19 protein-coding genes and 1 pseudogene are annotated in these 20,580 nt (G+C 52.8%); 12 read left to right on the top strand and 8 right to left on the bottom strand.

Going from position 1 to position 20,580, the window contains the following annotated elements:
* Nucleotides 1-6: 6 nt before the first annotated feature.
* The 3 genes from tpiA to gap form a co-directional block, all read right to left on the bottom strand.
* The gene (gene tpiA, locus ACI6NM_RS00215) at nt 7-756 is read right to left on the bottom strand and encodes a triose-phosphate isomerase (protein WP_215653129.1); all 750 of its coding nucleotides are present in this window, start codon (nt 754-756) and stop codon (nt 7-9) included.
* Between the two features lie 117 nt (nt 757-873).
* The gene (locus ACI6NM_RS00210) at nt 874-2,097 is read right to left on the bottom strand and encodes a phosphoglycerate kinase (protein ID WP_262426936.1); all 1,224 of its coding nucleotides are present in this window, start codon (nt 2,095-2,097) and stop codon (nt 874-876) included.
* A gap of 100 nt (nt 2,098-2,197) precedes the next feature.
* A complete protein-coding gene (gene gap, locus ACI6NM_RS00205) occupies nt 2,198-3,217 on the bottom strand; it encodes a type I glyceraldehyde-3-phosphate dehydrogenase (protein WP_022273852.1) in 1,020 nt (339 codons plus the stop codon).
* Between the two features lie 234 nt (nt 3,218-3,451).
* On the opposite strand from gap, the gene ACI6NM_RS00200 reads away from it, so the two are divergent.
* From ACI6NM_RS00200 to ACI6NM_RS00180, 5 genes are all read left to right on the top strand, one after another.
* Nucleotides 3,452-5,032: a sensor histidine kinase gene (locus tag ACI6NM_RS00200; RefSeq protein WP_262426935.1), complete on the top strand. Its 1,581-nt coding sequence runs from the start codon at nt 3,452-3,454 to the stop codon at nt 5,030-5,032.
* Nucleotides 5,029-5,730 (top strand): response regulator, encoded by a 702-nt coding sequence (locus ACI6NM_RS00195; protein ID WP_330599880.1) that lies wholly within the window; start codon nt 5,029-5,031, stop codon nt 5,728-5,730. The genes ACI6NM_RS00200 and ACI6NM_RS00195 overlap by 4 nt, the downstream gene beginning before the upstream one ends.
* Before the next feature lie 128 nt (nt 5,731-5,858).
* Nucleotides 5,859-7,109: a sodium/glutamate symporter gene (locus tag ACI6NM_RS00190; RefSeq protein ID WP_262426934.1), complete on the top strand. Its 1,251-nt coding sequence runs from the start codon at nt 5,859-5,861 to the stop codon at nt 7,107-7,109.
* A gap of 221 nt (nt 7,110-7,330) precedes the next feature.
* Nucleotides 7,331-8,356, top strand: a complete 1,026-nt coding sequence (locus ACI6NM_RS00185) for a TAXI family TRAP transporter solute-binding subunit (protein ID WP_262426933.1) — start codon at nt 7,331-7,333, stop codon at nt 8,354-8,356.
* 13 nt (nt 8,357-8,369) lie between these two features.
* Nucleotides 8,370-9,173 carry a histidinol-phosphatase HisJ family protein gene (locus ACI6NM_RS00180; RefSeq protein ID WP_262426932.1) on the top strand — a complete coding sequence of 268 codons (804 nt, stop codon included), beginning with the start codon at nt 8,370-8,372 and terminating at the stop codon, nt 9,171-9,173.
* Nucleotides 9,174-9,181: 8 nt separating this feature from the next.
* Here the strand turns inward: ACI6NM_RS00180 and ACI6NM_RS00175 are convergent, their stop codons facing one another.
* Both ACI6NM_RS00175 and ACI6NM_RS00170 read right to left on the bottom strand, forming a co-directional pair.
* On the bottom strand, nt 9,182-9,883 hold the full coding sequence (locus ACI6NM_RS00175; RefSeq protein ID WP_262426931.1) for a peptidoglycan recognition protein family protein: 702 nt from the start codon (nt 9,881-9,883) through the stop codon (nt 9,182-9,184).
* Nucleotides 9,884-9,962: 79 nt separating this feature from the next.
* Nucleotides 9,963-11,663: an ABC transporter substrate-binding protein gene (locus tag ACI6NM_RS00170; protein ID WP_262426930.1), complete on the bottom strand. Its 1,701-nt coding sequence runs from the start codon at nt 11,661-11,663 to the stop codon at nt 9,963-9,965.
* A gap of 240 nt (nt 11,664-11,903) precedes the next feature.
* Here ACI6NM_RS00170 and ACI6NM_RS00165 point away from each other — a divergent pair, with 240 nt between their 5' ends.
* The 7 genes and pseudogenes from ACI6NM_RS00165 to trxB all read left to right on the top strand — a co-directional run bounded on the left by ACI6NM_RS00165 (nt 11,904) and on the right by trxB (nt 16,345).
* Nucleotides 11,904-12,395: a DUF134 domain-containing protein gene (locus tag ACI6NM_RS00165; protein ID WP_316451092.1), complete on the top strand. Its 492-nt coding sequence runs from the start codon at nt 11,904-11,906 to the stop codon at nt 12,393-12,395.
* Nucleotides 12,370-12,720 (top strand): NifB/NifX family molybdenum-iron cluster-binding protein, encoded by a 351-nt coding sequence (locus ACI6NM_RS00160; protein ID WP_262426929.1) that lies wholly within the window; start codon nt 12,370-12,372, stop codon nt 12,718-12,720. The genes ACI6NM_RS00165 and ACI6NM_RS00160 overlap by 26 nt, the downstream gene beginning before the upstream one ends.
* Nucleotides 12,717-13,541, top strand: coding sequence for a nucleotide-binding protein (locus ACI6NM_RS00155; RefSeq protein ID WP_022273864.1), 825 nt, complete (start codon nt 12,717-12,719; stop codon nt 13,539-13,541). The genes ACI6NM_RS00160 and ACI6NM_RS00155 overlap by 4 nt, the downstream gene beginning before the upstream one ends.
* Nucleotides 13,538-14,395, top strand: coding sequence for a nucleotide-binding protein (locus ACI6NM_RS00150; RefSeq protein WP_262426928.1), 858 nt, complete (start codon nt 13,538-13,540; stop codon nt 14,393-14,395). The genes ACI6NM_RS00155 and ACI6NM_RS00150 overlap by 4 nt, the downstream gene beginning before the upstream one ends.
* 74 nt (nt 14,396-14,469) lie before the next feature.
* Nucleotides 14,470-14,832 carry a NifB/NifX family molybdenum-iron cluster-binding protein gene (locus ACI6NM_RS00145; protein WP_330599878.1) on the top strand — a complete coding sequence of 121 codons (363 nt, stop codon included), beginning with the start codon at nt 14,470-14,472 and terminating at the stop codon, nt 14,830-14,832.
* Nucleotides 14,792-15,367: pseudogene (locus ACI6NM_RS00140) on the top strand (thioredoxin family protein); the annotation flags it as partial. The gene ACI6NM_RS00145 and the pseudogene ACI6NM_RS00140, both read left to right, overlap by 41 nt.
* A gap of 18 nt (nt 15,368-15,385) precedes the next feature.
* Entirely contained in the window at nt 15,386-16,345 is a 960-nt protein-coding gene (trxB, locus tag ACI6NM_RS00135; RefSeq protein ID WP_262426942.1) for a thioredoxin-disulfide reductase, read from the top strand.
* Between the two features lie 305 nt (nt 16,346-16,650).
* Here the strand turns inward: trxB and ACI6NM_RS00130 are convergent, their stop codons facing one another.
* From ACI6NM_RS00130 to ACI6NM_RS00120, 3 genes are read right to left on the bottom strand one after another with little or no spacing between them, the layout of a single operon-like run.
* Entirely contained in the window at nt 16,651-17,925 is a 1,275-nt protein-coding gene (locus ACI6NM_RS00130; RefSeq protein WP_022272164.1) for an ABC transporter permease subunit, read from the bottom strand.
* Nucleotides 17,925-18,965, bottom strand: coding sequence for an ABC transporter permease subunit (locus tag ACI6NM_RS00125; protein WP_158359946.1), 1,041 nt, complete (start codon nt 18,963-18,965; stop codon nt 17,925-17,927). Before ACI6NM_RS00125 ends, ACI6NM_RS00130 begins: the two co-directional genes overlap by 1 nt.
* The gene (locus tag ACI6NM_RS00120) at nt 18,946-20,550 is read right to left on the bottom strand and encodes a sugar ABC transporter ATP-binding protein (protein WP_022272162.1); all 1,605 of its coding nucleotides are present in this window, start codon (nt 20,548-20,550) and stop codon (nt 18,946-18,948) included. The genes ACI6NM_RS00125 and ACI6NM_RS00120 overlap by 20 nt, the downstream gene beginning before the upstream one ends.
* Nucleotides 20,551-20,580 lie beyond the last annotated feature (30 nt).

Below are 20,580 nucleotides of genomic sequence, written 5' to 3'. Positions count from 1 at the left end.
TCCGGGCTATTTATAATTTACGATCTTTCCAAAATCTGCCTTTAAGGAAGCGCCGCCCACAAGGCCTCCGTCGATATCCTTCTGTGCAAACAGCTCAGCTGCATTTCCTGCATTCACAGAACCGCCGTACTGGATACGGATCGCCTCTGCCGTCGCCTCATCATAAACCTCGCCGATGCAGGCACGGATCGCTGCGCAAACCTCTTCTGCCTGCTCTGTGGTGGCAGTCTTTCCGGTTCCAATGGCCCAGATGGGCTCATAAGCGATCACTGCCGTCTTTGCCTGATCTGCAGTCACATTCTGGAATGCGATCTTCACCTGCTTGCGGATCCAGTCCAGGGTGATGCCCTGTTCCCTCTGGGTCAGAGTCTCACCGCAGCAGATGATGGGAGTCAGGCCGTGCTCAAAGGCCTTTAATACCTTCTTATTAACCGTCTCGTCGGTCTCTGCGAAGTATTCCCTTCTCTCAGAGTGGCCAATGATCACATATTTCACACCGGCATCGGTAAGCATACTGGGAGAGATCTCTCCGGTGAATGCCCCCTTTTCCTCAAAGTACATATTTTCTGCTCCAACGGCGATATTGGTGCCTTCGCAGGCCTTTACCACCGGAATGATATCGATGGCCGGAACGCAGAACACCACGTCAGCCTCTTCTGTTTTTACCAGGGGCTTTAAGGTCTCCACCAGGGCCGCTGCCTCTGTGGGAGTCATGTTCATTTTCCAGTTTCCGGCGATGATCTTTCTTCTTGCCATTTTATTTATCCTCCTTGATCCATACCCTTCCTATACACGCATCGGCCGTCTCCGGCTCCGATGCGCCAGGTGTCTTTCACGGGTGGTCCCCATCGTAAAATCCGTTTTTTTCCCGGCCTACTTATCGTCGGCTGCTACGACTCCAGGAAGTGCCTTTCCTTCCAGGAACTCCAAGGATGCGCCGCCGCCGGTGGAGATGTGGGTCATCTTGTCCCCGAAGCCAAGCTGGTTCACAGCCGCTGCGGAATCGCCGCCGCCGATGATGGTGGTGGCGTCTGTCTCAGCCAGGGCTCTGGCCACAGCAATGGTCCCGGCTGCCAGGGTCGGGTTCTCGAATACGCCCATGGGTCCGTTCCATACTACGGTCTTCGCATTCTTTACAGCATCGCTGTAGATCCTGCATGTCTCCGGTCCGATGTCCACGCCCTCTTTATCTGCGGGAATGGCATCTGTGGAAACGTATTCCACGTCAACCGGTGCGTCAATGGGACTGGGGAATGCGGAAACCACAGTGGTATCCACCGGAAGGAGCAGCTTCTTGCCCAGCTTTTCTGCCTTTTCCATCATTTCCTTACAGTAGTCCAGCTTGGAATCGTCCACCAGGGAATTTCCGATCTCTTTGCCCTGGGCCTTTAAGAAGGTGTAGGCCATGCCGCCGCCGATGATCAGTGTATCGCATTTTTCCAGTAAATTGGAAATTACGTTTAACTTGTCGGCAACCTTTGCGCCGCCTAAGATGGCAACGAAGGGACGCACCGGATTCTCAACGGCGTTTCCAAGGAATTCGATCTCTTTCTGCATCAGATAGCCCACTGCATTGGAGCCGCCCTTTTCTGTGATGAATTTTGTAACGCCGGCCACAGACGCATGGGCGCGGTGGGAAGAACCGAAGGCATCGCATACATAATCATCTGCCAGGTCTGCCAGCTCACGGCTGAATCCCTCGCCGTTTTTTGTCTCCTCAGCGCCGCGGAAACGGGTATTCTGGAGTAAGATCACATCGCCGTCCTTCATGGCCTCTACTGCCTTTGCAGCAGCTTCTCCGGTTACATGGTAGTCGCTTACGAATACGACCTCTTTTCCTAACTTTTCAGAAAGGCTCTTTGCCACAGGAGCCAGGGACTCGCCCTCGTTGGGGCCGTTCTTTACCTTGCCCAGATGGGAGCAGAGGATCACCCTTCCGCCGTCGTTCATTAATTTTTTAATGGTGGGAAGAGCTGCCACGATCCTTGTCTCATCGGTGATCGCACCATCTTTTAACGGTACGTTGAAGTCGCAGCGCACCAGGACTCTTCTGCCTTTTACGTTGATGTCGTCGATGGTCTTCTTATTTAAAGCCATGTTCCATTCCTCCTTATTTTTCCGATGATTCCATTATATCATAAAAAATGGGTCCGGTCCATTCCAGACCGGACCCTAAGTGAGTCAAAACCAGCCAGAATTAAGCATTCAGTAATTTACCGAAGTGCTTGATGGTACGTACCATCTGGCTTGTGTAGGAATTTTCGTTATCGTACCAGGAAACCACCTGAACCTCAGAAGTATTCTCGTCGATGGGAAGGACCATGGTCTGGGTCGCATCGAACAGGGAGCCGTACTTCATGCCGATGATATCGCTGGAAACGATCTCGTCTGTATTGTAGCCGAAGGACTCGTTGGCAGCAGCCTTCATAGCCTCATTGATGGATTCCTTTGTGGGCTGTCCCTTAACAACGGCTGTTAAGATCGTTGTGGATCCGGTCGGGGTCGGAACACGCTGTGCGGAACCGATGAGCTTGCCGTTTAATTCCGGAATAACAAGACCGATGGCCTTTGCAGCGCCTGTGCTGTTGGGAACGATATTGATGGCAGCCGCACGGCTTCTTCTCTTGTCGCCCTTTCTCTGCGGTCCGTCCAGAGTCATCTGATCGCCGGTGTAGGCGTGGATGGTGCACATGATACCGGACTGGATCGGGTAAGCATCGTTTAATGCCTTTGCCATGGGTGCCAGGCAGTTGGTCGTACAGGAAGCAGCGGAGATGATGTGATCATCCTTGCTTAACTGGTCGTGGTTTACGTTGTAAACGATGGTCGGGAGATCGTTTCCTGCCGGAGCGGAGATGATCACGTGCTTAGCGCCTGCATCGATATGAGCCTGTGCTTTTGCTTTGGAGGTGTAGAAGCCTGTGCACTCTAACACTACGTCTACGCCCAGCTCGCCCCACGGAAGCTCTGCTGCGTTGGCCTTTGCGTAGATCTTGATCTCTTTTCCGTCAACGGTGATGGAATCCTCGCCGAAGGAAACCGTATCTGCCAGTGCGTATCTGCCCTGGGTGGAGTCGTATTTTAATAAGTGTGCCAGCATTTCCGGAGAAGTTAAGTCGTTGATGGCAACGATCTCAAATCCCTCTGCGCCGAACATCTGTCTGAAAGCAAGACGGCCGATACGGCCAAAGCCATTAATTGCTACTTTAACTGCCATATTTTCATTCCTCCTAAAATGATCGCTGTTATTTCAGCCTCGATTGTTAAATATTAATCAATTTAGCATGTATTATATATGACTCTTCGGGAAATTGCAAGACTTTTTTTTCGAAATAACTTCTTGTTTTTTCTTGCAACTTGCTGCTTTTTTCCTTATACTGGTGATACATAGAAAAATATCCTCTTTTTTCAAATAAGAAAGGCATGATCCATGCTTCCGAAGTTCAAAAAATTGTCTTTAGAAAAACAATTATTTCTCAGCTTTTTCTCTGTTTCCGCCTGTCTTCTGGTGCTCTCCCTGGGGATCAGCCTGTTTTATAACGTAAACAGACGGAAGGCGGAGATCGATTCCCTGATCAGCGGGGTGGCCGCCTACGCCGCCTCCATGGACCAGGTGATCCACATGCTGGATTCCGGCTATCCGGACAGGGAAACCGCAGCAGCTCTGGACGGGCTCCATGAAAACTTTCCCGATCTGAATGTCATCGCCATCTACGACAGGAACCTCCTGCGGTTTTACCATACGACCCGCCGGGAATCCGGAGAAAGCCTCATAAACGGCGAGGAGCAGGCGGTGCTTTCCGGCAGCGGTCCTTATATCACCACTGGGATCGGTACCCACGGAACCCAGCGCCGGGCCTTTCACGCGGTCGTGGGCAACGACGGCGCCATATCCGGCTTTGTCATGGCCTCAGCGTTTTCCACCTATATTGCCGGCCAGTCCCGGCAGATCCTCTCCGTTTACGCGGCTGTGCTGGCCGTCATGCTGGTGATCAGCCTTCTGCTCTCCCACGGCACGGTACGGCTCCTGCGTTCCTCCCTCATGGGGTACCACCCCCAGGAGCTCCTGAAGCTTTACCTGCGCCAGGATACGGTGCTCAATGCCATGGAGGAGGGGATCCTCGCCTCTGATCTCACCGGTACGGTGGTCTTTGCCAATCAGCCCGCAAGGGCCCTGTTCCCTCCAGGGGAGGAGCCGCTGGGCCAGCCCATCGGCCGGCTGTTCCCGGCCACCAGAGCCCAGGAGATCCTGAAAACAGGAAGTCCGGTCATGGGACAGGGCTGCTCTCTTTCCGGGCATCCCCTAATCTGCAGTGAGATCCCCATTGGGAATCTCCCGAAGATCCAGGGCGTCCTTACGATCCTCAATGACCGCTATGAGGTGGAGACCCTGTCAGACGAGCTGTCCGGCGCCAGGTCCATGCTGGACACCCTGCGGGCCTTCAATCATGAATTTCTGAATAAGCTCCATGTGATCCTTGGCTATCTCCAGACCGGCCAGACCCAGCAGGCCATCACCTTCATTACAAACAGCAGCCTGGTATCCAGCCAGGCTATCCGTCAGACCGCCGACTGCCTCCGTGTCCATCAGATCTGTGCCCTTGTGGTAGGCAAGATGATGCACGCCGCAGAGCTGGGGATCCTGCTCACCGTGTCTCCCGACAGCCGCTGCATGGGAAAGGATCTGGTCATGGACGTGGGCGACTGTGTGACCCTCGTGGGAAATCTCCTGGAAAATGCCATCGAGGAGCTCCATGGCTCCAAAAAGGAGATCCGCGAGATCACCCTGGGGATCTACGCCAGCACCGAAGGCACAGTCATCACCTGTGAGGATACGGGCCGCGGGATCCCGGCGCCGGTCCTGGAGCGGATCTTTGACAACGGTTTTTCTACTAAAGGAGAAGGCCGGGGCACAGGTCTCCACCTGGTCCGTCAGATCGTGGACCGCTGCGGCGGAGAGATCTCCATCGACACCGAGGAGGGCGAAGGTACCTGCTTCACTCTCACTTTTACAAGAAAGGAATACCAATGATGTATCACGTCATGATCATTGAAGACGACCCGATGGTGGCCTCCATCAACCGGCAGTATGTGGAAGCCACCCCCTCGTTCCAGACAGACCGCGTCTTTAAAAGCGGCACTGAGGCTCTGGAATACCTGAAGGACCATACAACGGACCTGATCATCCTGGATTATTATACTCCCCTTATGAACGGGGATATATTCATCGACCGGCTCCATGCCATGGGAAAAACTCCTGCAATCATCATGGTCACCTCCGCCAATGACACCGATATCGTCCGCTCGCTTTTAAGCAGGGGCGTTCTGGACTATCTGGTAAAGCCCTTTGAATACGCCAGGTTCCGGACGGCCCTGGAGCGGTTCGCCGCCCAGCAGGAATATCTGCGGGGCGCCAGGCCCAGCCTGAGCCAGAATGCCATCGACCAGCTCTTTGCCGGGCCCGATCCTGCGGCAGATTCTGTCCCCCAGCTTTCCAAGGGACTCAATGAAGCGACTCTGAACATGATCCGCCGGTTCCTTGCGGAGCATCCGGAGGGTCTCTTTACCAGCGAACAGATCGCGGAGCAGATCCATCTGTCCCGGATCACCATCCGCCGGTATATGAATTATCTGGTGGATATCGGAGAGATCGTCAGCTCCATTGACTATAAGACCGGAGGCAGGCCGTCCATTCAGTACAGCCTGGGCCGCCGGAATTATACGTTTTAAGGCCGGCGGGACTACGAAACTTACGAAAGTCTGTTACATACTTACTAAAATTGACTTTTCCTCCACGGCAATTTATACTTTTTTTATAAATTGTTTATGTTTATAAAAAAGATTGGAGGATCTTAATTATGGCAGACATTATCAGTTATTTCGGCACCTACACGCCGGCTGCCGACGGAGCTGCTGCATCGTTCAAGTTTGAATATTTATGCACGCTCGGTTTCGCAGCCATCGTCATCTTTCTGGGGCGTGCCATTGTGGCGCGCTCCGCACCTTTAAGAAAGTATGCGATCCCGGCTCCAGTGGTTTCCGGTATTATCTTTTCCATCCTGGTCTCCCTGATCAAGGGCATGGGCATCGTGGATATTTCCTTTGACGCTGCCCTGATGAAGGATCTGACCCAGAATATCTTCTTCTTATGTGTAGGCTTTGGCTTCAGTGCAAAAATGCTCCGCCATGCCGGAGGAAAGCTCTGTGTGATGATCGCCTTCGCGGCATGTCTCCTCATCACATGCCAGGATCTCCTGGGCTACGCCTTGAGCCAGCTTCTGGGAATGCATCCGCTTCTGGCTCTCCAGTGCTCTTCTGCCGCTATGTCCGGCGGCGTAGGCACAGCAGCCGCCTTCGGCCCCATTTTTGAAGGCTGGGGCGCTCCCGACGCCACCACCATCGGCGTTGCGGCCGGTACCATGGGAAATATCATGGGCTCCCTGATCGGCGGACCTGTGGCAGCCTTCCTGATCGCAAAGCACGGTCTGAAATCTGACCCCAACGATAAGCCGGAGGCAGCGGCCACCGGAAAGGTTCCGGAATTAAACAATACAAAAATGATCATGATGTTTGCCCTGACTCTGCTTCTCGCAGCCCTTGGCATGCCTATCTACTGCCTGCTGGACAACATCCCCATGATCGAAATGCCGAAATTCATCGGCTGCCTGTTCGCAGGCGCCATTGCAAGGAACGTCATGGAGGCTGCCGGAATTAAATTCTACGTGCCCGAGGTAGATGCCATTGAGCATATGTTCCTGGAGCTTTACCTGGCTCTGGTCCTGATGACAACCGATTTCACAAAGCTGGCTCCTGTGGCCGGACAGATGAGCATCATCCTCATTGCCCAGGGCATCTTCATGGCTCTGTTTGGGATCTTTGTATCCTTTAACCTGTTTGGACGGGATTACGGTGCAGCCGTTATGACCGCCGGAAACATCGGCTGGGGCTGCGGCTCCGGATCCAACGCCGTCGCCAATGAAAAGGCCTTGATGGACCAGTATGGCTGGCACAACATCGCATGGGTATTATATCCGTCCTTTGCCGTTATCATCGACGATATTTATAATCCCATTTTCTTATCACTCTTTGGCGGCCTCTTTAAAGGCTGATCGTAATTTGACATTTTCCTGTATTCGTTTTACAGTTTACCTTCCCTTTTTAAAGCCAGGCCGGCAGCCCCCAACTGCCGGCCTGCTTCTTTTTGCACGGTGCCGGCCAGAGCCCCGGCCAAACAGTTTCAAAAAACCGGTTGTATCTCCGGCGGCTTCCGTGTTATGATGAAAGCAGCTTTGCTTTGAGATCCGTTTGAGAAATGGAATGGTGTAGACGAATGATCAGACATTTTTTTGCCGCCTTCGCGGCAGTTACTGTATTTTCCCTGGCTGTCTCCGGCTGCAGGACCGCTTCCCTGGCATCTCCCGAGCCATCGGAGGACCAGCCAGCCGGCCGTCTCCGCATCCTCACCATCGGCACTGCCGACAGCGGAGGAACTATGTACCCGGTGGGAAAGGCCATCGCCCAGGCCATCAGCCAGGCTGATGCCTCCATCACCGTCAACCTCAGCGCCTCCGAGGGCTCCGTCTCCAACGCGCTGGCCCTGCAGAACGGAGAGATCGATCTGGGGCTTGTGAGCGGAGACGTGGCTTACGCAGCCTTAAACGGTCAGCAGGAGTTTGAAGGCGCTCCCTGCCGGGACCTGCGGGTCATTGCCGCCGTATATCCCAGCCTCTCCAACTGGATCGCCCCCTCTTCGCTGGGGATCTCCTATGTCCATGAGCTGAAGGGCAGGCGGATCGCCATTGGCCCCCAGGATTCCTCCACGGCGCTTTCCGCCAGGATCGTCCTGGACGCAGCCGGCATCACAGAAACCAACTCGATCCTGAAAAATGATGGCCTGGGCTCCGGATCTGAAGGGATCCTCAGCGGTTCCCTGGATGCGGTCCACGGGTTTGCCGGCGTTCCCATCAGCGGCTTTTCCCAGCTGGCTGACGCCATGCCCTGCACGATCCTCCGGTATACAGACCAGGAGCTGGACTCCATCCTAAGTGAAAACTATTTTTATTACAGAGACGTGATCCCGGCCAAAACCTACCCGGGACAGGACCGGGACGTGGATACCTTCGGCATCAAATGCCTGCTGTGCGTGGATCAGGATATGGATGAGGGACTGGTTTACGAACTGACGTCCATCCTATATGAAAACGCCGGTTCCCTGGGCCGGCAGCACCCCTCTCTTTTCGCCATGTCAAGAGACCGGTTCATGTATTCAGCCCTCCCCATTCCCCTGCATCCCGGAGCGGAGCGGTTTTACTGGGAAAAGGGATTGTTATCAAAAACACATGGAAAAATGGAATAAGAAAGGAATCAGTATGATATCAGACTGTCATGTACACACAGAATTTTCCGGCGATTCCAAAGCGCCGCAGAATGCCCAGGTCCAGGCAGCCCTGGAACTGGGCATGAAAGAGATCTGTATCACGGACCACCACGACCCCGGCTCATCCCAGATGACCCATATTGACTTTACCCTGGATCTGCCCGCCTATCTCCGGGCCCTGGAAGACACAGTCCAGGCCTTTGAGGGGAAGATCCGCGTCCTTAAGGGGATCGAGCTGGGCCTCATGCTCCGGGAGAAGGACATTCTCACACGCCTGGGCGCAGAGCTTCCTGTGGATTATATCATCGGCTCCAGCCATTTCCTGGACGGTCTGGACGTCTACGATCCGGCCTGCTACCAGGGCCGCAGCGAATACGCCTCCTATTTCCGGTACTTTGAATCCACCCTGGCCCGAATCCGGACCCTGGACTGCTTTGACAGCCTGGGCCACCTGGATTACATCGTCCGCTATGGTCCGGACCGAAATAAGAATTATGTGCCAGGCGACTATATGGACATCATCGACGAGATCTTAAAGACCCTGATCCACCGGGGAAAGGCCCTGGAATGCAACACGGCCGGCTTCAAATACGGCCTGGGCCACCCCCATCCCCAGGAGGAGATCCTCCTGCGCTACCGGGAGCTGGGCGGAGAGCTTCTGACCATGGGCTCCGACGCCCATACTCCTGGCCAGGTGGGCGGCTTCTTTCCCCAGACCGCTGAGATCCTGAAGTCCTGCGGCTTCCGGTATTATACTGTCTACCACCAGAGAAAGCCCGTATTTTATCCCCTGTGAGCCTGGTCTTATTTTTTCTTCATCGCCTGCTCCACATCCTTGTGGAACTGGTCCCAGGCATCCTCATGGTCCACAAAATATTTGGGACAGATCTTTCCCGTCACGTCATAGTGGCGGATCACGTCCTCGGGCTTCAGCTTAAATTCCGTACAGAAATACGCGCACAGCTCCACCAGGGACTCATATGTACTGTCGTAAAACTTCCCCGTCTCATCGGGATGGCAGCACTCAATGGAAATGGTATCGCTGTTTCTGTGGTTGGACGCATAGGCCACCTCCGTAAGGGGAACGCACTGGACCACCTCTCCCTCCAGCCCGATCACAAAGTGGCTGCTGGCTGATGTGGCGTTTTCCCCGGTCTGGTCCTTCAGCTGCTCAAAATAGCTCCTGTTTTCCCTGGCCGTGCTGCATGGATTGGCCACATAATGGACCACGATTCCCCGGACCTCCTCCAGCGGCTTCTGGGGCCTGGAATACGGATTGGGAGTCAGAAGGTCCACCTTCACATACTCCGGCACCTGCACCTCCCCCGGATCCACCTGTTTTTTCTGGAATAGATTCTTAAACAGCACGACCACCGCTGCCAGAATGATCACAGACGCCGCCGTAAAAAGGCCTGCCAGGATCAGCTGGCGGATCCTCTCCTCCTTTTTTCTTTTGATCCGCCGCATTTCCCTCCTCAGCCGTCTCTCCTCATCTTCTCTCTCCATGACTCATATCCTTTCCTTTTTCTCCTGTACTTCACACGCCGGACTGCCGTTTCCCATCTCTCCGGCCATTGCCAGGGCTCTACGGCTCCAGAGGCTCCATGGCCCCGATCCCCAGGCCGCCCCGGGCAGAATCCATGTCCGGACCGGAAAGTCCTTCCCTGTATACGGCCAGGCTTACGACCTCCGTCAGAGGCACATATACGGCTTCATTATGGAGGCTTTCCATAATGTAGGCCATGTCCTCCTTCATCCGTTCCCCGTCGTTCTGTACCAGGGTGTCCCGCATGATCACATCCAGCTCCCGCTTTCCGCTCATTCCGCTCTGTACCAGATGGAATTTATCCCCCGGAGACGCCATGCAGAAAAAGCTGCCATAGGGTTCATAGGGGATCCCCCAGGTCCTGGAAAGCAGAAGGTCGAACTGGCCCGACTGCCAGCTTTCCTCATAAGCCGCTCCCGTCTGGGGAACCAGATCCACCTGGATCCCGGCCGCTTCATACTGGGCCTTTAACAGCTCTCCCACCTGGCCGTTTCCGGCAATGGAATCGTCGTATACCAGCCGGAGCTCCAGCCGCTGGCCGTTTTTGGACCGGATGGTCTCTCCCTCCGCATAGGTCCAGCCTGCTTCCTCCAGGATCCTTCCTGCCTCCTCCAGATCCTGGCCATAGGGAGCGATCCCCACGTCCGTTCCGGGTACTCTCCAGGAAAAATAGGAACCTGCCGGTTCCTGGAGCCCTCCATAGACCTTTTCTGAGATCTCCTCACGGCCTGCGGCATACTCCAGGGCCAGGCGCACTGCCTTATCTCCCGTCACCGGCCCCGCTGTATTCAGGTTCAGCACAGAAATGCTGGACGAAGGAGCCGACGCCGTCTGGAATCCGGCTTCCTCAAGCTCCTTAAAAAGCTCCAGTGTGATATGCTCTGAGTCCACCATCACATCCGCCTCTCCGGCCTTCATGGCCTCAGCGGCCTCTTCTGCGCTGGAGCATACCACTGTCCTTAAATACCGGAAGCCCGGCTTTTCTCCCCAGTAGGCCTCATTGCGCTCAAAAACGGAATATTCGCCCTCCACGTACGTTTTCAGCTTCCACATCCCGGTACCCAGGGTGGAAAAACCATTTTCCTCTTCCGGCTCCGCCAAAGCTCCCGCACTCTGATAAACATCGCCCTCAGCCGCAAAGCCTTCGTCTCCCATCATCCCGAAGGGATAGCTTCCGGCCAGGTCGTTTAAAAGGGACGGGGCCGGAGCCGTTAAATGTACCGTAAGCGTCGTCTCGTCTGCGGCCTCCACAGAGCTGATCACCGCCAGGGACGGCAGATATGGATAATATTCCCTGTGTCCCAGGACCAGATCCATATTTCTTTTGGCATTTTCCGCTGTAAACGGGCTCCCGTCGGAAAATTTTACGTCCGGCCGCAGATGAAAGGTGTAGGTGAGCCCATCGCCGGATATCTCCCACTCCCTGGCCAGCTCCGGCACCGGAACGCCGTTCTCCATGGCTGTCAGCCCCTCATAGACCCAGTCCAGGGCATAGGCCGGGCTTTCTCCCGTATACGGGTTTAAGGTTCCCGTATCCTCAAACACAGCCACTGTAAGCATCCTGTCCTCCAAAGCCTCCTCTTCGGAGACCGCCGTTTCTGTTTCCTCTGACTGCATCTGGCCAGTGGTCCCGGCCGCTGTTTTATCCATATCTCCGGCATCCCGGTTCCCGCAGGCCGTCATGGCCGCCACTGCAGCCGACGCCAGAAGTCCCCATGCCAGTCTCATCCCACGCTTCATATCAAGTCCCTCCAGATCATGTCCATAAAAATGTATGGTACAAGTATGGCACGGAATCTTTCGGAATGCAAGCGACAAAAATCTTAATATCCCGTCCGTGACCACATCACAGAAACTGCTTCCCTCATATGGTAGGATAGCCCCATCAAAACACGGAGGAACGCTTATTGGCCTGGGGACCATGACCCAGCTGATCTGCCAGGCAAAGCACCGCCCTTAAAACTTCATCCGCTTTTTTAAATGGCATATGTCAATTATATTCTTGACATATGCCATTTACCGTCGTATACTGAGAGAAGAAAGCAGATCTCATATGGGGAGGTGGATATCATACCAAGACCAAGAAAATGCAGAAAAGTATGTCAGCTGCCCCGGATCCAGGAATTCCACCCTCTGGGGCCTCCGCCCTGCGGACCGGCAGTTGTCCTTAACGTGGATGAATACGAAGCCATCCGCCTCATCGACCGGCAGGGCTTCTCCCAGGAGGAATGCAGCGCCTATATGCAGGTGGCCCGGACCACGGTCCAGATGATCTACAATTCTGCCAGGAAAAAGCTGGCGGCGGCGCTGGTGGACGGTCTCCCGCTCCGGATCGAGGGAGGCTCCTACCAGCTCTGCGACGGAAAAGAAGAAGCCTGCGGCTGCGGCGGATGCAGAAGGCATCTGCGGGCCTGCAGCCAGAAAACTCTTATGGAGGAGGAAGTTCATGAAGATCGCAGTCCCATTGGATGAAAATAAAAAGGACGTGTGCATCGTCCTGGCCCGCACGCCCTATTTCCTGTTCCGGGAAAACGGGAATGACGCCATCGTCCCAAACCCAGCGGCCCAGGCCCAGGGCGGAGCCGGAATCCAGGCGGCCCAGTTCCTTGTGGACAGCCAGGCCGATGCACTGATCACCGTCCGGTGCGGCCAGAATGCCGCCCAGGTCTTCCAGGCCGCCGGGATAAAGCTCTATAAATCCGCAAATAAAGCCGCTGCGGACGATCTGGCCGCCCTGGAGCAGGGGACGCTGGAGGAACTGACCCAGTTCCACGGCGGATACCACGGCATACAATGAAGATCGCCTGCTTAAGTGGTAAGGGCGGGGCCGGAAAGACCCTGACAGCCGTCAATCTGGCGGCTGCAGCAGAAAAAGCCGTCTACATCGACTGTGATGTGGAGGAGCCCAACGGACGTCTGTTTTTCCGTCCGGACCATGTGGAGACAGAGACCGTCTGTTCCCTGCTCCCGGAGTTTGACGCCGGAGCATGCACCGGCTGCCGGGAATGCGTCCAGTTCTGCCGGTTCCACGCCCTTATGTATGTCAAAGATAAACCTATGGTCTTTTCTGAGGTCTGCCACAGCTGCGGCGGCTGCAGCCTGGTATGTCCCAAAAAGGCCATTACTGAAAAGAAAAAGCCCATAGGGATCCTGGAGACAGGCGACAGCCAGACGGTCCGCGTCGTCACCGGTATCTTAAACCCCGGAGAGGCCTCCGGCGTCCCGGTGATCCGTGAGGCCTTAAAAAAGGCAGAGGGCCTCACCATCATCGACTGCCCGCCGGGAAGCGCCTGCAGCGTCATGGAAAGCGTCATGGACGCAGATTTCTGTATCCTGGTGGCCGAGCCCACAGCCTTTGGCTTCCACAATTTCCAGATGGTCTTCCAGCTCGTCTCCCTGCTGGGAAAAAAATGCGGCGTGGTCATCAATAAGCAGGAGGCCCCCTGGGAGCCTCTGGAGCGCTTCTGCCGGGACCAGGGCCTTCCCATCCTGGCCCGGATCCCCTACGATCCCCAGATCGCAGCAATGGCTTCGGACGGACGTATCGTTTCCAGGGAGGATCCCCGGCTCCGGGAAATGTTTTCCCATATCCTTCATACGATCGGAGGCAGCTTATGAAACGTCTTTTGATCTTAAGCGGAAAGGGCGGCACCGGAAAGACCACCACCGCGGCGGCCTTCATCCGCTTTGCCGGGGCGAGGGCTGTGGCCGACTGTGATGTGGACGCCCCCAACCTCCACCTGGTAACGGAGGTTTCCGGAACTCCTGAGATCTCTGATTTTCTCGGCGGAGATAAGGCTGTCCTGGACACAGAAAAATGCACTGGCTGCGGCCTCTGCCAGGCCCATTGCCGCTTTGATGCCATCTCCCGGATGGACGGCGTTTATTCCATCAGTGAATACGCCTGCGAGGGCTGCGGGGTCTGCGCCCATGTATGTCCCAGGAATGCCATCCGCCTGGCTCCCGACACAGCCGGACGAAAGGAGCTTTACACGGACGGCGGCGTATTTTCCACTGCCGTTCTGAAAATGGGCCGCGGAAATTCCGGAAAGCTGGTGACAGAGGTAAAAATGGCTATGCTGAAGCATGCGCCGGAAACAGATCTGGCCATCGTGGACGGCTCCCCGGGCATCGGATGTCCGGTGATCTCCTCCGTCAGCGGCATGGACCTGGTCCTGGTGGTGGCTGAGCCCAGCCGCTCCGGGCTCAGCGATCTGGAGCGGCTGGTGAAGACCGCCGAAACCTTCCAGACAAAGCTGGCCGTCTGCGTCAACAAATGGGATGTGAGTCCAGAATATACCAGGGCCATCCAGGAATTCTGCGAGAAAAAAGGGATCCCCTTTGCCGGAACCATTCCCTATGACCACCATGCGTCAGAGGCCATCAATCAGGGAAAAAGCCTGGCGGACATCGACTGCCCGGCCCGGGACGCTTTAAAAAAGATCTTTGATACCGTATGCCGGCTTCTATAACAGCCACGGGCTCCGGAGCCTTTCCGAAGCCCTCGCAGACCAAATAAAATCTATCAGAAAAAGGAGAAACCATCATGAAAATTGCAGTAGCAGCCATGGGAAACACCGTAGCAGGCCATTTTGGCCATTGTGAGAATTTCATTTTCTTCGACACCGCAGACGGAGCCATCACCGCAGTCAATTCTGTCCCCAATCCAGGACACCGTCCAGGCTTCCTGCCCAACTTCCTGGCCGATAATGGAGCACAGGTCATCATTTCCGGCGGCATGGGCGGCGGCGCTGTGGATATCTTCAACGAGCGCGGCGTAGAGGTCATCGTCGGCGTACAGGGCGATGCCACCGCCGCAGTGGAGTCCTATCTGAAGGGTGAGCTGGTCTCCACCGGCTCCATCTGCCATGAGCACGAGCACGCAGACGAGTGCGGAGAGCACCACTAGATCATTTCATAGAAGAAACGGCGATGCAGCCTGGCTGCACCGCCGTTTTTTGTCTGGAGGGCCTCTTCCCCCGGCACACACCATCCCTCTGATCCGCTCTGCCCCCGCGCCTGCCGCCTCCCTGCGCAGACAGCACCAGGCTTCAGCCTCTCCCATGGATTTCCGCAACTGTGACCTTATCACGGAAATCCAGGAAAGGACCTGGTATACTGATATCAAACAAAGGAAAGGAGCTGGCGGTATGGCAGCTATGAATATGAACAGAGAACAATTTGATGAAATGATCCGGAGCGGAAAGACCTTTCTGGTGGATTACTGGGCGCCCTGGTGCGGCTACTGCCGGAAGATCGAAGCAGCCTACGAGGCAGTTTCTGAGACCTGGGGCCGGTCCATTCCCGTGGCTAAGATCAACATCGATGAGGAAGAGCAGCTTTCTGACAGCCAGGGCATTGAGATCATCCCCACGCTGGTGCTTTATAAGGACGGAAAGGCTGCCGCTACGCTCCGGGTCCCGGAATCCAGGGACATGATCGAGCAGTTCTTAACGGATTCCCTGGAAGCAGCCAGTGAGACGAGTGATCCTGAGCCCTCCCGCGTTTACGATACTGTGATCATTGGCGGAGGCCCCGCAGGCTATACTGCGGCTCTTTACGCAGCCCGGGCCGGACTGGATACCATTGTGGTGGAAAAGCTGTCCGCCGGAGGCCAGATGGCTCTGACCCACCAGATCGACAATTATCCTGGCTTTGAGGATGGCATCGACGGCTACACCCTGGCTGAAAAAATGAGGAAGCAGGCAGAACGGTTCGGGGCCTCCACCCTGTACGCCGAAGTGGTCCGGGCGAAGCTGGAAGGACAGCCCAAGGCCGTGGAAACCTCCCAGGGCACCATTTACGGAAGGACCCTGATCCTGGCCACCGGAGCCAGCCCCAGAGAGCTGGGTGTTCCCGGTGAAGAAGAGCTGACCGGCCGGGGCGTGGCCTACTGTGCCGCCTGTGACGGCATGTTTTACAAGGATAAGACCGTGGTGGTGGCCGGAGGCGGCAATTCCGCAGTGGCAGATGCCCTGATCTTAAGCCGCATCGCAAAGAAGGTGATCCTGGTCCACCGCCGGGATACCCTGCGGGCCACAAAGATCTATCATGATCTTCTTCAGGAAACTCCTAACATCGAGTTTTGCTGGAACAGCGTGGTCACAGAGCTGCACCACAAAGAAACCCTTACGGGAATCCGCTTAAAGGACGTCCACACAGGTGAAGAGACCGATCTTCCCTGCGACGGCATCTTTGTGAGCGTGGGCCGCAAGCCCTCCACCAGCCTGTTTGAGGGCCAGCTGGAGCTGGATAAGGCGGGCTATATCGCTGCCGGAGAAACCACAGAGACCAGCGTTTCCGGCGTCTACGCCATCGGCGATGTGCGGACCAAGCCCCTCCGCCAGGTGGTGACCGCCGTTTCCGACGGAGCTGCCGCCGTTCATATGGCAGAGGTGTATCTGGCGGAAGCCGGGAGATAGCCGGTTCCCCTTACACAGTCGTTCTTATAAAATTGAGTTAGGGACGGTGGAAAAATTCAGTCTTCCAACACCACAGTACATACTGTCCCCGTATATAGTTGTTTCAATAACTGTCATATACTGGCTGATAAACACTAGCTTAATCATAGGATACACAATATTTGTATCCTCAAAACATAATTCTTACTGTATAACTAAAAAAAGACGGGCAAAAAGCAATTGCTTCTCACCCGTCTTTTTCCTCCTGCATGAAAGCTACCCTGTTTTACTTTTTTAGTCGATACCGCTTCAAAAGCTGCTGCCTTTTAGTTATCTTCTGCTTTCTTTGCCATAATCTGTTTCCACGCATGCAGTGCCAAAGCCACCGCAATAACAGCATAGCATACGAACACACGGAAGTATTCTCCTAGCTGTGCATTGTCAAACAGATTCTTTCCCGCAAGCGGAGATATGATAAACATCGTATGGAACAGCAATGCACCAAGAATCGCATGACCAATGTTGGCTTTCTTGATGGACGCGCCTCCCACCAGTAAAGCAGCAATGGAAAAAGTACCTACATTTTCATGCGCTGTATAGGTAGTAAAATTTCCAATATCCTGGATAAAAACCAGCTGCCCTAAAGCCGCCAGCAAGGTTGAAATCATAATTGCCATAATACGGATCTTATCTGCCGGAATACCCATAGAAACAGCGATGGTCTGACTTTGGCCTACTGCATGAATGTCACTCCCCAATTTTGTCCTTGAAAGAAAATTAATGGCAAGTCCCACCGCCCCGATCAGAAGGCCTGTAACCACTGGTACATCAGTAAAATTCAAAGCAAACCGTACTGTTTCAGAAACTGTCAAAAGAATATGATATCCTACAAGAGAGAACACTGCAATATAAAGTTTATACTGCTTTTTCCAGTCGATCTTCTCCTTCTTCATCTTAAAAATTAACTGTCCCACAAAAAAAACTGTGGCAAGAATCAAAATTATATAAAGAGCTTTTTCAAGAGAAATCGTCCACAGCTTATTCATCGCTCCCTTTGTCTCTCCATCCAGGTTGATGGGAGTCGTAAGCCCGATCCCGTTAGGCAATAAAAGCGTCTGATTCTTTACCGGAATAACTGGTCCACATAAAAACATAAAAACAAGATCATATACTCCTTTTGCAAAGAATCCTAAAATCATACCCGTAATCATTTCCTGCCCTTTTGTATGATTAAATAAGCGTCCTGTCAGATTTCCAAAAAACAGTGAGAGCGGAACACTGACTATAAAAGCCAAAACGAGTCCGACTACCCCTGTTACAGAAAAATTCATAGAAACCATAATTCCGATCTGTGCCGCCATAGCTCCCAGGACAATACTGAAATTCATTCCCATTCCGGCCCAGACTGGAACCAACAGTGCCAAGATCAATATCAGATTCCGAAACAGTCTGGAAGAAATCTCTCCTACCACATAGGGCATGGGCTGATCCGCCAGGACAATCCCGGCAATACAGATCACAACAAAAAGTATGGTAACCGCGTTATTAACCAGAATCTTTTTTAATAATCCTGTAAAATTTGTTTTCTCACTATGTTCCATCAGCGTTTCCCTCCCTGCATCCGGGATAAGGCATACAAAATGATCCCGTTGCTTACAATGGTCCGCACAACCTCCGATAAATTCCCCTCCGGAATCAAGCTGTTGGCGACTGGTGTTGCGATTGCTAACATGCTCTGGAACATAATCGTTCCAAAGACCACATGGAAGACTGTAACCCGGCTTGGTGTTGCCCCACCAATTAAAACTGCTGCAATAGCTGGAAATGCCATCATAAGAGGCGCATTATACAGCTGATAGAATCCAAAGCCCTGAGCATAAATGATAATTCCAATTCCACCTAGAATTGTAGAAATAACCGTTGCCAGTGTTCTCATGGAATCCACATGAATACCATTGGCCTTCGCAAATTCTGGATTTGATCCCACTGCTTTCATCATGAGCCCAAGACGGCTTCTCATAAATAACCATACAAGGAAACTGAACACCGAGATTACCAGGATCAATCCTACTGGTATCTCTACTCCTGCAACAGAAAACGCCCATAAGTTATTTAGAGCCCTGTCATACCACTTCTCCAATGTAATCGTTGTACGGAGTCCATCTCCGATGGGCCACACAATCGACGGATGGTTAAATGGAAGAATCAGCCAGCCAATACACATTAATGCAACCACAGAAAATCCCACATAGGTGGATACCATCATCTCACTGCCTTTTACCCGGTTAATCAACTGGCTATACGCAAGACCAGCCAAAATGCTGAATGGGATAGAAATGACCATGGCTGCAAAGATACCGCCCACTCCCGTCATATCAAACTGCAAGCTGATCATACCTGCCAAAAGCCCACATTCTATTCCCAATGGAAGAGCAAAGTTCATCCCTGTTCCCGCCATGATTCCCGGCACCATTGCCAGTCCTAAAACCATATTGATTCCCACTCGTACAATACACTGAGAAAAGGTAAGGGGAGCCGGAATGTCCATAAGAAACATCAGAACAATCAAAAGACCAAGAAAAGCCATGATAATCAGTCTTGGAAATCCAAAGGCACTTATTTTATTCTTTATTCCTGTCATTGCTGTTCTCCTTTCCTTCTCCCGACATCAAAAGTGCAAAGTCTACATTGGGAGAATCTGGCTTCAATATTCCCTGAACAATTCCCTGGCCAATAATCGCAATCCGGTCACAAACAGACCGTAATTCATTCAATTCACTGGAAGTCATTACGATTGTAATTCCCAATTCCTTATTAATTTTTACCAGATAATTTAAAAGAATCTGCTTAGCTCCAATATCAATACCTCTGGTAGGCTCCGATACAAACAAAATCTTTGGTTTTGTGATTAATGCTCTCGCAACACATACCTTTTGCTGATTTCCCCCCGAAAGCCGTCCTACCGGTTGTTCTGGTCCAGTACAACGGATATCCAGCTCTCGAATCATCTCATCGACAATCTGACCAGAGCTTTGGCTGTCGAACTGACTGAAGAAAACATACTTCTTTAAAAAGTGCCGATTAACCCGCATGTCTGTATAGACCATATTTAAAGAAATCGGTTCCTCTAAAAGAAGCCCTACACCCTTTCTATCCTCTGACACAAAAGCCATTCCCTTTTTAAGAGCTTCACCAACTCTTCCATATTGAAGTTGCTTTCCCTCATAGGTTACTGTCCCTGTGGCTGGATACATACCAAAGATTCCATTGGAAATACTGGTTTTTCCATGGCCTGCAAGCCCACCGATTCCAAAGATCTCTCCCCTTTTCACACGAAAAGAAACGTCCTTACTCTTTTCGCCAGGCATATTTACCTTGAAATGGGATACCTCCAAAATATAATCTTCAGGAAGGTTTCTATTTACATTAATGAGACTTTCTGCCTCCAGCTTTCGTCCCACCATTAACTCAGCAATTTCATGTTTATTGGTATTGGCTGTTTTTTCAGAAAATACCATCTGCCCATCTCTTAAAATCACTACAGAATCTGCCAGTTCCATAACCTCGTCTAATCGATGGCTGATAAATATTACCGCAATCCCCTCATCGGCAACCTTTCTGATACACTCCAAAAAACGTTCTGCTTCGCTTTCTGTAAGAACTGCTGTCGGTTCATCAAGCACAAGAAGTTTCAAATTTTTTTTATCGATTTCTCTGGCAATCTCCACAAACTGCATATGGCCTACAGGAAGTTTATCCACGGTCGTCTGGGGATTTATCTCCATTCCCAAACGTTTAAGAGCCTTTTTCGCATCGCCAATAATAGCTCCCTGATCCAATAATTCGTAATTCTTTCCAGCAATCCTGCTGACCACGGATGGAACCAGGTTTTCACGATTTAATTTAATATTTCTCGCAACAGTAAATCCTGGAAGCAGCATAAATTCCTGATGGACCATCCCGATCCCCAAAGCCATCGCTTCCTGGGGAGATTGGATCTGCACATTTTTTCCTTCAAAGATAATCTCTCCTTCATATCCTCCGGTGTCGTGAATCACGCTCATTCCAAAGAGAATATTCATCAGAGTGGATTTTCCCGCACCGTTTTCACCGGCAAGAGCTACCACCTGTCCCGGATAAATCTCAAAATTGACCCCATCCAATACCACATTTCCAGAAAAACTTTTTTTTATATTTTTAAAATGAAGGAGAGCCTGACTGGACATATTTACCCCTCTTTCTATTTTGTTATTTTC

It is taken from the genome of Pilosibacter sp. YYHA0881 (assembly GCF_051602715.1).
In the GTDB taxonomy this organism is placed as follows: domain Bacteria; phylum Bacillota; class Clostridia; order Lachnospirales; family Lachnospiraceae; genus Alitiscatomonas; species Alitiscatomonas aceti.
This window is presented reverse-complemented; position numbering and strand designations above follow the sequence as displayed.